17 protein-coding genes are annotated in these 12,426 nt (G+C 66.0%); 15 read left to right on the top strand and 2 right to left on the bottom strand.

What is annotated here, in order from left to right; translation table 11 throughout:
- Positions 1-169: 169 nt before the first annotated feature.
- The 4 genes from ACFRU2_RS12060 (at position 170) to ACFRU2_RS12075 (ending at position 4,034) form a co-directional block, all read left to right on the top strand.
- Positions 170-394: a hypothetical protein gene (locus tag ACFRU2_RS12060; RefSeq protein ID WP_382970977.1), complete on the top strand. Its 225-nt coding sequence runs from the start codon at positions 170-172 to the stop codon at positions 392-394.
- The gene (locus ACFRU2_RS12065) at positions 391-1,119 is read left to right on the top strand and encodes a GntR family transcriptional regulator (RefSeq protein ID WP_382970980.1); all 729 of its coding nucleotides are present in this window, start codon (positions 391-393) and stop codon (positions 1,117-1,119) included. Before ACFRU2_RS12060 ends, ACFRU2_RS12065 begins: the two co-directional genes overlap by 4 nt.
- Positions 1,116-1,460, top strand: a complete 345-nt coding sequence (locus tag ACFRU2_RS12070) for a hypothetical protein (protein ID WP_382970983.1) — start codon at positions 1,116-1,118, stop codon at positions 1,458-1,460. The genes ACFRU2_RS12065 and ACFRU2_RS12070 overlap by 4 nt, the downstream gene beginning before the upstream one ends.
- 135 nt (positions 1,461-1,595) lie before the next feature.
- On the top strand, positions 1,596-4,034 hold the full coding sequence (locus ACFRU2_RS12075) for a restriction endonuclease (protein ID WP_382970986.1): 2,439 nt from the start codon (positions 1,596-1,598) through the stop codon (positions 4,032-4,034).
- A gap of 470 nt (positions 4,035-4,504) precedes the next feature.
- Here ACFRU2_RS12075 and ACFRU2_RS12080 read toward each other — a convergent pair whose 3' ends face one another.
- Both ACFRU2_RS12080 and ACFRU2_RS12085 read right to left on the bottom strand, forming a co-directional pair.
- Positions 4,505-4,717: a bacteriocin immunity protein gene (locus ACFRU2_RS12080; RefSeq protein ID WP_382970989.1), complete on the bottom strand. Its 213-nt coding sequence runs from the start codon at positions 4,715-4,717 to the stop codon at positions 4,505-4,507.
- Positions 4,714-5,178, bottom strand: a complete 465-nt coding sequence (locus ACFRU2_RS12085) for an NUDIX hydrolase (RefSeq protein ID WP_382970991.1) — start codon at positions 5,176-5,178, stop codon at positions 4,714-4,716. Before ACFRU2_RS12085 ends, ACFRU2_RS12080 begins: the two co-directional genes overlap by 4 nt.
- 18 nt (positions 5,179-5,196) lie before the next feature.
- Between ACFRU2_RS12085 and ACFRU2_RS12090 the strand changes: the two genes are divergently transcribed.
- The 11 genes from ACFRU2_RS12090 (at position 5,197) to ACFRU2_RS12140 (ending at position 12,358) form a co-directional block, all read left to right on the top strand.
- Positions 5,197-5,979 (top strand): GntR family transcriptional regulator, encoded by a 783-nt coding sequence (locus tag ACFRU2_RS12090; RefSeq protein ID WP_052871648.1) that lies wholly within the window; start codon positions 5,197-5,199, stop codon positions 5,977-5,979.
- Positions 5,980-6,118: 139 nt separating this feature from the next.
- A complete protein-coding gene (locus ACFRU2_RS12095; protein ID WP_052871649.1) occupies positions 6,119-6,460 on the top strand; it encodes a hypothetical protein in 342 nt (113 codons plus the stop codon).
- A 2-nt stretch (positions 6,461-6,462) separates the two neighbouring features.
- Complete coding sequence (locus ACFRU2_RS12100) at positions 6,463-7,824, top strand: FtsK/SpoIIIE domain-containing protein (RefSeq protein WP_382970994.1); 1,362 nt, start codon at positions 6,463-6,465, stop codon at positions 7,822-7,824.
- A gap of 77 nt (positions 7,825-7,901) precedes the next feature.
- Positions 7,902-8,582 (top strand): DUF2637 domain-containing protein, encoded by a 681-nt coding sequence (locus tag ACFRU2_RS12105; protein ID WP_382970997.1) that lies wholly within the window; start codon positions 7,902-7,904, stop codon positions 8,580-8,582.
- On the top strand, positions 8,549-8,740 hold the full coding sequence (locus ACFRU2_RS12110) for a mobile element transfer protein (RefSeq protein ID WP_052871652.1): 192 nt from the start codon (positions 8,549-8,551) through the stop codon (positions 8,738-8,740). The genes ACFRU2_RS12105 and ACFRU2_RS12110 overlap by 34 nt, the downstream gene beginning before the upstream one ends.
- 19 nt (positions 8,741-8,759) lie before the next feature.
- Complete coding sequence (locus ACFRU2_RS12115; protein WP_266908904.1) at positions 8,760-8,918, top strand: hypothetical protein; 159 nt, start codon at positions 8,760-8,762, stop codon at positions 8,916-8,918.
- A 23-nt stretch (positions 8,919-8,941) separates the two neighbouring features.
- A complete protein-coding gene (locus tag ACFRU2_RS12120; RefSeq protein ID WP_382970999.1) occupies positions 8,942-9,262 on the top strand; it encodes a hypothetical protein in 321 nt (106 codons plus the stop codon).
- 88 nt (positions 9,263-9,350) lie between these two features.
- Positions 9,351-9,533 (top strand): hypothetical protein, encoded by a 183-nt coding sequence (locus ACFRU2_RS12125; RefSeq protein WP_274548043.1) that lies wholly within the window; start codon positions 9,351-9,353, stop codon positions 9,531-9,533.
- A 47-nt stretch (positions 9,534-9,580) separates the two neighbouring features.
- Positions 9,581-10,996 (top strand): replication initiator, encoded by a 1,416-nt coding sequence (locus tag ACFRU2_RS12130; protein WP_382971877.1) that lies wholly within the window; start codon positions 9,581-9,583, stop codon positions 10,994-10,996.
- Entirely contained in the window at positions 10,989-11,192 is a 204-nt protein-coding gene (locus ACFRU2_RS12135; RefSeq protein WP_382971003.1) for an excisionase family DNA-binding protein, read from the top strand. The genes ACFRU2_RS12130 and ACFRU2_RS12135 overlap by 8 nt, the downstream gene beginning before the upstream one ends.
- Entirely contained in the window at positions 11,192-12,358 is a 1,167-nt protein-coding gene (locus ACFRU2_RS12140) for a tyrosine-type recombinase/integrase (RefSeq protein ID WP_382971005.1), read from the top strand. The genes ACFRU2_RS12135 and ACFRU2_RS12140 overlap by 1 nt, the downstream gene beginning before the upstream one ends.
- The last annotated feature ends 68 nt before the right edge of the window (positions 12,359-12,426 follow it).

Genomic DNA, 12,426 nt, shown 5'->3' on the forward strand with positions numbered 1-12,426 from the left:
GCGCAGCCCCGCCCCCCTACCGGTCGAGCTCGTGCGCCATCGGTACCCACCACGAGTGCGCGCAGTCGTCCCCCGCCACGGCTCCGGTAGGCGTCCCTGTGATCTACGAGGCCTGCGACTGCCCCTGCCACACCCCAAGCGACCGGCCCGAACCGCGGCAGGTGACCAAGTGAGCGGATGGACCCCAAGCGGCGCCCTCGCCACAAACGTCGAGATCACCTCAACCACCGTCCAACGCGGTGACGTCATCCAGATCGGCGGCCAACCATGCCGCGTCATCGACCTGATCCAACTCCCCGCCAGCGCGAAGCGACTCTGCTTCGAGTCGGGCGAACTCCTGACCATGCACGCCCGAACCCGCCTCGTCGCCCTCCGAATGCGGAGGAACTGGTGAAGCAACCCGCACCGTTCCGCCGCCACGCCATCGCCGACGATCTCCGGTCCCAAATCTCGAATGGTCGCTTGAAGGCTGGCGAACGCCTCCCCTCCGAAGCCCGCCTGGCCGCCCACTACGCAGTCAGCACGCCCACACTCCGGAACGCCCTCGCGCTCCTCCAGGGCGAAGGCCTAGTGGAGAAGATCCACGGCAGTGGCAACTTCGTCCGCCACCCGCTCCGCAGGACCACGTACATCGGCGGCGGACACACGCCGAGCGCACTGGCCCCGACCGAGGAGGCGCTCCACACCACGGTCCGAGCCACCAACCTCCGAGCGCACGGCCAGCTGACCGCCCTCCTCAAGGTCTCGCCGCGCAGTCCCCTGACGGAGTTTCTCTACCTCACCCACGAGGGGAAGACACCGCACAGCCTCGCCCGCATCTACGTGCCCCGCGACCTGGCGCCGGCCGACGTCCCGGAGGGACTGCTAACCGCACGATTGCCAGACCAGCGCCTACCACTGGCCGTGGTCCAGGAATCGGTCAGCACTCGCCTCCCGACTCCAGGCGAAGCGACGACCCTTCGCATCAGCCCGACCCTGGCCATCCTCTCGATCACACGCGTGGCAACCGACACCGCCGGCCGTGTGGTTGAGGCGGCGCTCCTGGCACTCCCTGGCGACCGAGCCGACGCAGTCTTCACCACGCACCACACGACCGAAGCCAGGAGGGCGGAACGATGACACCCCACAACGAACTGCGACTCCTGCCGTGGTCGGGCCCTGACGGCAAACCCTGCTTCCTGAGCGCCGACGACAACGTCGGCTACCTGTCCCGCCTCGCCGACAACACAGAGGCGGTGCATCTCGGCTTGGGCTCGGAGCTCCTGGACCACGCCCTCGAAGTCCTCGCGGACGAGGAAGCGGACCCTGATGAGATCCGCCTCCTAGCAACCGACCTGGCTGGAGCCCTGAAGGACGTCGTCCGCGTAGCAACCAGCCGCGGTCACCGCCTAGCGACACCGGCCCTCTACCTTCCTGAAGATCGCAATGAAGCTCATCCCCAGCCAGCGGCCTCGGATTAGTGGCCCGCGCCCCAACGACGGTGAAGCCCCCAGCCGATCGCTGGGGGCTTCACCGTTCGTACGTCACTGCGACCGGCCGTCTCGGATTTACTGGAAAGCCATCCGGGGGATTCCGCGGAATGGCATATTGGGGTCATGACTCGAAACTATGCCGATCTATCCCCCCATGATTTCGAATTGCTCGTTAGGGACCTCCTCCAAGCCGAGTTCGGCGTCCGAATGGAAACCTTTCCCGCAGGCCGGGACGGTGGCGTCGATGTCCGGTTGCATCATGGAGGAGAGGATTCGGTAATTATTCAGTGCAAGCATTCGCCGGGTCGGTCGTTTGCTCAGATCCGAAGTCAGCTGCAATTGGAGGCCAGAAAAATCGGCAGGAGATTTAGTTGCAGGTACATGCTTGCAACTTCGGCTTCGCTAACGCGAGCCAATAAGCGCGAAGTGGTTCAAATGTTCAGCGGCGTCAGCCTAAGTGAGACCGATATCCTCGGCGTTGACGACCTCGACAACCTTCTCACGCTCCATCCTCAAATTGAGACGCAGAACTTTAAGCTCTGGATCACGTCGAGCGCGGTGCTGCAGCATCTGATGAATTCAGACTTGCATCTGAGGAGTGCCGGCTTGGTTGAACGAATCGTTAAGCGGCGCAGACTTTATGTGCACAGTGAAGCGCACACCACATCCCTTGAGATGTTGGAAGCCCATCATGTGTGTGTGATCTCGGGTGAGCCGGGAATCGGAAAGACCACTCTAGCCGAGACGCTCCTTGTGAGGCTCCTGGCGGATGGCTGGGAAGTTCACACTGCGTCGGAAGATATTTCTGAAATTGAACGTGTTTGGCAGCCGGGGAGGAAGCAGGCCTTCCTTTATGACGACTTCCTGGGGCAGAACTCTCTGCTCGACAGCTTGAATAAGAATGAGGACAGTCGCCTTGTCCAGATCGCCGAGAGGGTCAGCCAAGAAGGCGACAAGCGTCTCATCATGACAACGCGAGAGTATATTTTGCGACAGGCGAGGCAGATATACCCGCGCCTGAAGTCTTCTCCGCTCCTGTATGAGGATAGGGTCGTTTTGAACCTCGGCGACTACACGAGGCTACAGAAAGCGAAAATTTTCTACAATCACATTCATTTCGCCGGAATCGAGGAGTCTGCCCTGAGGTCGATCCTCTCCGATAGGAAATATGTAAATGTCGTTGAGCATGCGAATTTTAGTCCACGAGTGATTGAGCTTGTTGCTTCAAACTTCAGAAATTCCGGTGTTCCGGGAAGCGATTTCTATCAGTATACGATGGGCGCGCTCGACAACCCTCGCGATCTGTGGGATAGCATCTTTCAAGATCAGCTTTCGCAGGCTGAACGTGGCCTCTTGTTGGTTCTAGCCACAGTTCGCCGGCCTGTTGAGGTGTCTGATCTGTTTGAGGGAGTATCCGCCTATCAGGCTGCGGCGGGAGTATTGCCGGATAGCCCCCATCGCTTGAGCCTGGCTCTTAAGAAACTGCAGGGAACGTTCGTCCGTGTTGCTGCGGACGTGCGCCTAGATGATCAGGCCAGAGGGTTTCATCCAGGAAACTATTCGACAGTTGTACAGCTGGCTAACCCTTCCTTCATTGATTTTGTTTCCTCCTATCTTTCGTCTCATCCGGGTGAGATTTCCCAAGTGGCTCGGGGCGCCGTCTTCTTCGAGCAAGTTGAAACGCTCGTGAACTGGGATATTGGTGGAAACCTTGATGAGCGCCTAATTGCGTCCCTGATGGACTCCTTCTTCGGTAGCCGTAATCGGGTGCAAGAAAAAACCCACCCTCGCCTGGCGCCCGGTCAGCAGCACGTGCTAATGGGGGCGTTGAGGCGCTTGGTGGATGCTCCTTCTTGTTATTGGGTCGAGGGGATGGGGAGGCATTCCGTTGAGGTCAGGCAGCAGGCGTCGCTCCTGAACCGCCATCTCGTTATGCTGATGTTGGATGCGAAATATCGACACGGACTCCTCCCTGTGGATGCGCTTACGGCGATTCTCGAAGGGCTGGCTCGACGTGTGGAAGGTGAGGCGGAGCTTTCCGTTCGTCAAGAGATCCGACTTATTTCGTACCTGGGGGAATATTCCGAGATGGGGGGCTCGGCCGCAAGTGGGAGGGATATGCTTGCTTTGAGGCTAATGGGGGCTCTGGACCTTCCTGAGGATTTTGAAATAGCTCTTTCTCCATTTAAGGAGCTGAGCGTGCCGTCGTCCGATTGGTCGGTGACGGCTGAGGCTGGATTGCGAAGAAGATTTCAAGATTTTCTTTCTGGGTGGGATATTTCAGAGTCGGGGCGTGTTAATACCGTCGCAGATTGTCAGGACTCGATTAGTCGTATTGCTTCCGTCGTTGAGTACTTCGAGCTGGATGGCGTAGATACCCCGGTCTTGAAGGATCGCTTGGAGCTACTGGAAGATGAAGTGGCGCAAGACCTGGATTTTAGCGAAGAGGAATCCGCTGGTGACGATATTCCTGCGCAGTATCCTCTGCGATCGCCAGCGCTGCGAGAGTATGAGCCGCAAATTGATCCCGTCGATGAGCTCTTCCAGACCCTCGGGGATTAGTTGGTGGATTGCTCCGGGGCGATCCACGCTTCACCCCGGCTGTCATCCCGTCTGCCGTCGTCCCACACGTAGTGGTAGCGGGGCAGTCGTCAGGGGCCCAGGTGGAGCGCCCTGCTGGACGAACGACCTGGGCCCCTGGCGGCTGGTCTGCTACGGCTTGCCCTGGGACGACGGCAGACGGGATGACAGCCCCCACCCCGAACCACAACGGAGCCGCGGGCGCACGACTGGCCCCCGCATCCCAGAGTCAGAGCGCCCCCGCCGGAGGCATTGTCTTGACGGGCGGCTCACCTATCAGGCCGGGGTCATCCAGCCCATCAAGTCCTTAGCCATTGGCGCGCGGCCGGCGTCCCGGGCTGGAGCGGGGCGTAGACAGGGGCGCAGGCCCGGGGCGACGGGCGCGCGACGCCGCCTTGGCGGCGGAAGCGCCCTTGATGAAGTAGGGAAACTCTTACCGCATGGCCTCGGGGTCAGAGAGCGATCGGGCGGTAGGCCAAGGCTCGTTCGACGACCTGTTCGGCGGAAGGGTGTTGTCCCGGGCACGGGTAGAAGATGTAGTCGCTGACGTGCGGGCACCGTAGGCCCAGTTCCAGGGCTTCGATGATCGTGCTGCCCTCGTCCTCGGTCGCTATGTCGCCATCCATGAGTTGCTGGACCAGGCGCACGGCTTCCTCGTGGGTCATGAGGTGACGAGCTGGCGGCCGTCGTGGCTGCGGACGTGGGGGCCGGCGTCGTCTAGAGCGTCCAGGAGACGGATCGCGTAGACCTCGGACATTTGAGCAGTGACCTCTGCTGGGGTGAGCCAGGCGACTGCGGTCGATTCCGCCGAGGTGCGCTCGGTGCCGCCTGATGGCTTGCAGCGGAAGACCAGGGCGACGATGCCTCGGGTGGTGTTCTTGTAGACCCCGGTGAGCTCGTCTACCTCGACCTCGATGCCTGTCTCTTCCAAGACCTCGCGGCGTACGCCGGCCTCCGGGGACTCTGCGAGTTCGAGGACTCCGCCCGGCAGTTCCCAATTCCCGTTGTCCGCGCGACGGATCGCCAGGAGTCGGCCGTCCTCGCGCAGCACTGCCCCGGCTACGGACACGGAGTGCAGTGGCGTTGACTTGGCCTGCGGGGAACCCGTACTCATGTACAGGAGCATAGGAGGAAGAGAAGGACTATGGGAACCGCAGCAGGAGGTGGCAGGGCCGCCGTGCCTCGGTACGTGCAGATCGCCGAAGACATCGTTCAGCAGATCCGGGCCGGGGTGCTGAGTGCCGGCGACATGGTGCCGAGTGAGTCGGAGCTCGTGGAGCGCTACGGCGTCGCGGGCGGGACGATCCGCAAGGCCATGGTGGAGGTTCGGGCGAGCGGGCTCGTAGAGACCCGGCATGGCAAGGGCTCGCTGGTGAAGGCTCGGCCGCCTGTGCGGCACCGGTCCTCCGATCGCTTTCGGCGTACGCATCGGCAGGAGGGCCGGGCGGCGTATCTCGCCGAGTCCGCGCAGTCCGGGGCTGAAGCCAAGGTGAGCGTGCTGTTCATCGGGCCCATGGAGGCGCCGGAGGAGATCGCGACGCGGCTCGGGGTCACCGCGGGGACTCAGGTGCTGGCTCGGCGTCGGCTGTACTTCCGGAACGGGACGCCCGTGGAGACGGCTACCTCGTACCTGCCCTGGGACGTCGTGAAGGACATCCCGGAGCTGTTCGCCGAGAATCCGGGGCCCGGCGGCATCTACGCCCGGCTGGAGGATCACGGCCACGTCTTCGCCGAGTACGTGGAGACGCTCCAGGCCCGGCCAGCCGCCAAAGCTGAGGCGACCGAGCTGTCGCTGACTCCTGGCGCACCCGTGGTGCATCTGCTCCGCGATGCGGTCACGGAAGAAGGTCGTGTGGTCGAGGTCTGCGACACCCTCATGGCCGCTGACCAGTTCGTCTTCGAGTACCGGATCCCCGCGCGCGACTGACGCTCGCTCAACTCCCCGCAGCCCGCTACGAGTTTCTCTTCGTGGCGGGCTGACTCATGTATAGGAGTCGGGCACTCTTCTTCATGTCACTCCTATACATGAGTGACGGAGCTCAGCATCTATAGAGGAGTGATCCGCTGTGCGTCAGATTCCCGTCGACACCTCGGCCGCCATGGTGATGGTCGCCCAGCCCCCGGCAGTGAAGATCAAGGACCGTCGGACCGGTGAGATCGCCACCGACCCCGAGACCGGGTCCCAGATGATGACCGTGGACGTGTTGTTCGCCTCTTACGGGGAGGCGGAAGTCCTGTCGGTGGTCGTGCCGGCGCCCGGGATCTCGGGTGAGCTGGTCATGGGTACCCCCGTCGCGCTGACCGGCCTGGTCGCCCGTCCGTGGGAGAACGAGTTCAACGGCCAGAAGCGCCACGGCATCAGCTTCCGCGCCGTCGCCGTCACCTCGCTCACGGCAAAGGCGGGCTGAACATGAACGCCTTATGGGTCACGCTGGTGGTGGTCCTCGCCTTGGCGCTCGTACTGCGCTGGCGGCATCCCACCTGGTACTGGATGACCTTCGGGGTCACCTTCGCGACCGTTCGCGTTCTGATCCGCTACCGCTCGGTGATGGACGCCTGCGGGCTCACCGTCCCGCCCTCCCGCTGGCGACTAGCACTCGCTCGGGTCGCTAACAGGCCCGCACCTGAGGCTCGTTCGCCGCGCATCCTGCGGCTCCGGCCTACCTCGACCGGCCTGGTCCTGCGGCTGAAACTCCGGCCCGGACAGGACGCGTTCGACTTCTCCGCCTCGTCGGACCGGCTCCGCCACTCATTCGCCTTGCACAACGTCGTCTCACGAGAGATCCGCTCCAGCGTCGTCGAGCTGAGGATGACTGGATACGACGTACTCAAGCGGGTACGCATGCCGGCCGCGGCCCTGCCCGATCAACCGCTCCGCGTGCCGGTGGCCCTGCGCGAAGACGGGCAGGTCCATCACCGGGACTACCGGCAGGTCCCGCACGCCCTGAATGTCGGCGCGACCAAGTCCGGGAAGTCCGTCTACCAACGCACGCTCGTCTCCGGCCTGGCCTCGCAGAACGTCGCCCTCGTCGGCATCGACTGCAAGAACGGCGTGGAACTCTCGCCGATGGCTCGGCGGTTCACTGCCCTCGCTGACAACCCGGACGATGCAGCGGAGCTGCTCGCCGCGCTCGTCCAGTACATGGGCCGCGTCTACGAGCTCATCCGGGCCGAGCAGCGGATCAGCATCGACCTGCCGGATGCAGAGATCACTGCTGACATCTGGGATCTGCCCGTGCACCTTCGCCCCGTACCGGTCGTGCTGCTGGTGGATGAGGTTGCGGAGCTCGCCCTCGCCGCGGGTAAGGCGGAGGAGGCTCGACGGGACCAGATCGTCACCGACTTGGTCCGTCTCGCCCAGCTTGGCCGCGCCGCCGGCATTCACCTGGAGATCTGCGGTCAGCGCTTCGGCTCCGAACTCGGCAAGGGCATCACGATGCTCCGTGCCCAGCTCACCGGCCGTACTGCTCACCGTGTCAACGACGAGACCTCGGCGAACATGGCCTTCGGGGACATCTCCCCGGACGCAGTCCTCGCCGCCGTCCAGATCGACAAAGACCGCCCAGGCACAGCCGTGGCCGGCGACTCCTCCGGCGGCTGGTCCCGCATTAGGGCCCCGCACACCACGCTCCGCCAGGCCGTGAACACCTGCAACGCCCAGGCTCACCGCACTCCGAACATCCCGGAGCTGGACCCCTTCCGGCCTGCGCTGCCGGTACGCGTCCTGGTCGGCAAGGTCCAGCCCAAGGCCGCCACAGCAGGTGCCTTCTAAACACTTGGCCCACCCGGTCGGCGCGGCCTCTCGCGCCAGTTCCCTACCCCACCCATGCCTGAAAGGAGGTGAAGACCATGACCCGCCTGGTCCGTCCGGACGCCGTCCTGGTCCAGGCCGTCATCGCCGGAGCCCTCTCCTTCGCCCACCTCCACGACCTCGCCGAAGCCGCCGGACAGGACGGCTGGAAGGCCTGGGCCTACCCGGTCAGCGTGGACCTGCTCCTCGTCGCCGCCTGGCACCGCCTCCGCTCTCTGCGGGATGCGGGGGAGCCCTCGCGGTCGGCCTGGTCCTGGTTCGCCGTAGCCCTCGCGGCCTCGCTTGGTGCGAACGTTGCGACCGCCGGCCTACTCGACCTCCGCGACGTCCCGGACTGGCTCCGCATCCTCGTCGCCGGATGGCCCGCCCTCGCCTTCCTCGGCGGCACGCTCTTGGTCCACCGGCCTACGTCGCCCAGTGCGCCGGAACCCGTTCCTGACCCGGCGACCCTGCCCGTGGTCGAGCGGGTGACAGAACCCGGCGTACAGGCCGACGAGCTCCCCGTTCTCCCCGTTCTCCCTGCCACAGTCCCGCCGGCCCTCGTCGCGCACGCCCAGAAGATCGCCGCCGACCACCGCACCCGTACCGGCTCGGACATCGATACCGAGACTCTGCGCGCCCGACTCGGCGTCCCGTCCCCGATGGCTGAAGCCATCGCTGCCCAGCTCGCCCGACAGGAGATCCCATGCCCGCCCGGATCAACTTCCGCTCGCTCATGAAGATCGGCCCCGTCCAGATAGGCACCTACCGCGACAACCGCGGTCGCAACAAGGACACCGCCGTCTGCACCACCGACGGCTGCGGCTGGTCCTCGGACTACAGCTCCTCGACCGCCGCCCAGCTCGCCGCCCGCTCCCACCGCTGCCGCGTCAGCTGACCCCGGAAGGACAACCGCCATGGACGTCCCGCTCTGGTTCGCCCTGCTGGTCGTCGGTGTCCTCGGCTACAAGCTCGTCCGCCCGCCGCTCTGGCTCGTCGCCGTGATCCTCGTCGGCGGCTTCCTCCTCGCGGACAGCTTCCTCGCCCCGGCCATCGACACCGCGATCAACAAGTAGCCGGCCCCGGAAGGAGAACGACCATGTTCAAGCCCAAGTACCCCAGCCCCGACACCTACACCCCGGCGACCATCCGCCCGACCGCGGCACCCGTCGAGTACTCGGAGCACGGTCCGGCTCCCGTCCCCGCGAAGTCCCCGAGTGCCTTCGGCGGCCTGCTCCAGAGTTCGCCCGGAACCGCACTCGCCCTCGCCGCCGGCGGAGTCGCTGGAGTCCTCGCGCTGGCCTCGGTCGCCGTCTCGCTGCTCCTGGCCGTCGCGGTCACCGCCGTCGCCCTGTCCATCAGCGCCGTCGTCATGCTCTTCCTCGTCCGCGCCCTGTGCCCGGAGTTCAAGAGCCGTTGACCGGCCCCGGGACGGCTCAACCGCCAAGTCTCCGCCGTCCCGGCGCCGCATTCCTGCCCGATCCAACGAACCGGACGGAATCACCATCATGAAGCAGAACACCCCGGGAGAGCTCTGCCCGAACTGCGACGGCCACGCCTCCGTCGCCATCACCCTCGGCGGCCGCGACCACAACGGCCACCTCCGTACGATCACGGCCCACTGCTTCACCTGCCACGGCACCGGGACCCGCCGCCCCACCCGCCGTCCCCACCGGACGGTGACCGCGTGACCCACACCGCGACCATCGCGGGCCTGGACCCGTCCACCCTCGGCGACATGCTGAAGGTGGCCGGGGCCCCCGGGTACGCACGCTGGGAAGACCAGATCCACCGCACGGGTGGCTGCTCCGACCCGATCCACATCACCGGCTGGACTGTCGCCAAGGACAAGGCCTCCGGCGAGGTCCTGCACCGCTACTCCACCGCGGACGAACCCGGTGCCCGCCTCCGCATCGCCTGTGGCAACCGCCGCGCCTCCCGCTGCCCGGCCTGCGCCTGGACCCACGCCGGAGACACGTACCACCTGATCCGGGCCGGGCTGGCAGGCGACGACCGCCGCGAGATCCCCGCCACCGTCCGCGGACATCCCCGCGTCTTCGCCACTCTCACCGCCCCGTCTTTCGGACCGGTCCACAACCGGCCCGCCTCCGGGCGCTGCCGCTGCGGCACCCACCACCCCGACGATGACGCCGAACTCGGCAGCGCCCTCGACCCGACCACGTACGACTACGCCGCCGCCGTCCTCTTCAACAACCACGCCGGACAGCTCTGGCAGCGATTCACGACCCGCCTGCGCCGCGAGATCGCTGCCTCCGCCGGGCTGACCCAACGCGAGCTGACGGAGGAAGCCCGGATCTCCTACGGCAAGGTCGCCGAATTCCAGAAGCGCGGCGCCATCCACTTCCACGCCGTGATCCGCATCGACGGGCCTGCCGGCCCCTCGACCCCGCCGCCGTACTGGGCCAGCACGGAACTCCTGGAACGATCGATCCGCTCTGCCGTAGCCCACTCCTACACGTCGGTTCGGGTCCCTTCCGTCGCTGGTGAGCCCGCCCGCGCCTTCCGCTGGGGCACTCAGCTCGACGTACGCCCGATCAAGGCCTTCGGGGACGGCTCTGACATCACTGAACAGGCCGTCGCCTCGTACGTCGCGAAGTACGCGACCAAGGCCGCCGAGACCACTGGAGCCACCGACACGGCCGTGCACTGCCGCAAGTGCCGGGGGACTGGCCACTCCGACCGCTATCACCGCCCCGCCTCCGCACTGAGCCTCTGCTCCCGCTGCCACGGAACCGGCCTCGGCGAAGACCTCGACCGGCTATCCGTGCCCGAGCACGCCCGCCGCCTGATGGAGGCCTGTGCGGCGCTGCAACCTCTCTACCCGGACCGCGCGCTCACCCGCTGGGCCCACATGCTCGGCTTCCGCGGCCACTTCTCCACCAAGTCGAGGCAGTACTCCACCACCCTCGGCGCCCTCCGCCAGACCCGCGCCGACTACCGCGCCGCCCAGGAACGCGAAGCCCGCGGCCTCAACGACTTCGAGCCGGAGACCGTGCTCGTCCTCGCCTCCTGGGAGTACGCCGGCCACGGCCACAATCCGGGGGAGTCCGTCCTCGCCGCGACCATCGCCCGCGACATCCAGCTCAACCGCCAGACCGCCCGCGAAGCCCTGCAAGGAGAGCAGCATGAATGAGCGATACCTCAGCGTCGTCCAGGTCGCCGAGCTGCTCGGTACCACCGTGCGGTTCCCTCGCCGCCTCATCGAGGAGCGTCGGATCACCTACGTGAAGGTTGGTCGGCACGTGCGCATCCCGGAGAGCGCCGTCCGGGAGTACCTCGCCGCGAACACCGTCGAGCCTCGCCGTCGCCGTCTGGGGGTGGCTGCCTGATGGCAGGGAAGCGCCGACAGTTCGGCCGGGTCCGCAAACTGCCCTCCGGCCGGTACCAGGCCCGGTACCTCGGACCGGACGGGGAGCTCCGTCCCGCGCCTGAGACGTTCCGTACGAAGAAGGACGCGGACGACTGGCTCGCCGACATGCAGACCGAGATGCGGCGAGGTGACTGGCGGGATCCAGACGCCGGGAAGGTCGCCTTCGGCCCGTACGCCGCCGCTTGGATCAAAGAGCGCGAGCTGACGAGCACCACCAGACAGCTCTATTCCTCGCTCCTCAAGCACCACCTGGAGCCCGTCCTCGGAGCCGTCAACCTGGCAGAGATCTCGCCGCCCCTCGTACGGAGCTGGCGTGCTGACAAACTCGCCGCCGGCACCGGGCCCACCACTGTGGCCAAGGCCTACGCCCTGCTCCGCGCCATCCTGGGGACGGCTGTCTCCGACGAGCTGATCCGGCGGAATCCCTGCCAGGTCAAGGGAGCCAGCACCGTCCACACCCCGGAGCGCCCGACAGCCACGGTCAAGGAGGTCTACGCGCTGGCCGAAGCGGTCCAGCCGCGCTATCGAGCGCTCGTGCTGATGGCTGGATTTCTCGGGCTGCGCTGGGGTGAGCTGATCGGCCTGCACCGGCGCGACGTCGACCTGGAGCACCGCACCGTGCGTGTCCGGCGGGCCGTCGCTGAACTGAGCAACGGGCAGCGGGAGATCAAGGCGCCGAAGAGCGCGGCGGGCAAGAGGACGGTCTCCATCCCCGGCGTGATCCTGGCGGATCTGCATGAGCACCTGAAGCGGTACGCCGAGGCCGGCGCCGATGGGCGTGTCTTCGTCGGGGCCAAGGGAGCCACCCCGCGCCGGAATCACTTCAACCGGCTCTGGCACAAGGCGTGTCGGGAAGCGGGAGTGAAGGGGCTGCACTTCCACGATCTCCGGCACACGGGCAACACGCTCGCCGCGTCGACGGGCGCCAGCACACGGGAGTTGATGACGCGCATGGGCCACAGCACCGCCCGGGCCGCGCTGATCTATCAGCACGCCAGTGCCGACCGAGATCGACTGATCGCCGACGCGCTGAGCGGGCTCGTGAAGAAGGGCCGGAAGGCAGCCGCCAAGGGCACGAAGAAAGATCCACAGCGGAAGGGGCACGCAGGGGGCACGCCGAGCTGATCGCAGCCCCGGGAACGACGAAGGGCCAGGTCGAGGAAACGTCCTCTGACCTGGCCCTTTGCGTCTCT

It is taken from the genome of Streptomyces sp. NPDC056883 (assembly GCF_042788835.1).
Classification (GTDB): domain Bacteria; phylum Actinomycetota; class Actinomycetes; order Streptomycetales; family Streptomycetaceae; genus Streptomyces; species Streptomyces stoeckheimensis.

Excerpts from the sequence above, each read along its gene's own strand:
- ACFRU2_RS12070 (WP_382970983.1), top strand. The coding sequence starts at position 1,116 with ATGACACCCCACAACGAACTGCGACTCCTGCCGTGGTCGGGCCCTGAC.
- ACFRU2_RS12075 (WP_382970986.1), top strand. The coding sequence starts at position 1,596 with ATGACTCGAAACTATGCCGATCTATCCCCCCATGATTTCGAATTGCTC.
- ACFRU2_RS12080 (WP_382970989.1), bottom strand. The coding sequence starts at position 4,717 with ATGACCCACGAGGAAGCCGTGCGCCTGGTCCAGCAACTCATGGATGGC.
- ACFRU2_RS12085 (WP_382970991.1), bottom strand. The coding sequence starts at position 5,178 with ATGCTCCTGTACATGAGTACGGGTTCCCCGCAGGCCAAGTCAACGCCA.
- ACFRU2_RS12090 (WP_052871648.1), top strand. The coding sequence starts at position 5,197 with ATGGGAACCGCAGCAGGAGGTGGCAGGGCCGCCGTGCCTCGGTACGTG.
- ACFRU2_RS12100 (WP_382970994.1), top strand. The coding sequence starts at position 6,463 with ATGAACGCCTTATGGGTCACGCTGGTGGTGGTCCTCGCCTTGGCGCTC.
- ACFRU2_RS12105 (WP_382970997.1), top strand. The coding sequence starts at position 7,902 with ATGACCCGCCTGGTCCGTCCGGACGCCGTCCTGGTCCAGGCCGTCATC.
- ACFRU2_RS12110 (WP_052871652.1), top strand. The coding sequence starts at position 8,549 with ATGCCCGCCCGGATCAACTTCCGCTCGCTCATGAAGATCGGCCCCGTC.
- ACFRU2_RS12115 (WP_266908904.1), top strand. The coding sequence starts at position 8,760 with ATGGACGTCCCGCTCTGGTTCGCCCTGCTGGTCGTCGGTGTCCTCGGC.
- ACFRU2_RS12120 (WP_382970999.1), top strand. The coding sequence starts at position 8,942 with ATGTTCAAGCCCAAGTACCCCAGCCCCGACACCTACACCCCGGCGACC.
- ACFRU2_RS12125 (WP_274548043.1), top strand. The coding sequence starts at position 9,351 with ATGAAGCAGAACACCCCGGGAGAGCTCTGCCCGAACTGCGACGGCCAC.
- ACFRU2_RS12130 (WP_382971877.1), top strand. The coding sequence starts at position 9,581 with ATGCTGAAGGTGGCCGGGGCCCCCGGGTACGCACGCTGGGAAGACCAG.
- ACFRU2_RS12135 (WP_382971003.1), top strand. The coding sequence starts at position 10,989 with ATGAATGAGCGATACCTCAGCGTCGTCCAGGTCGCCGAGCTGCTCGGT.
- ACFRU2_RS12140 (WP_382971005.1), top strand. The coding sequence starts at position 11,192 with ATGGCAGGGAAGCGCCGACAGTTCGGCCGGGTCCGCAAACTGCCCTCC.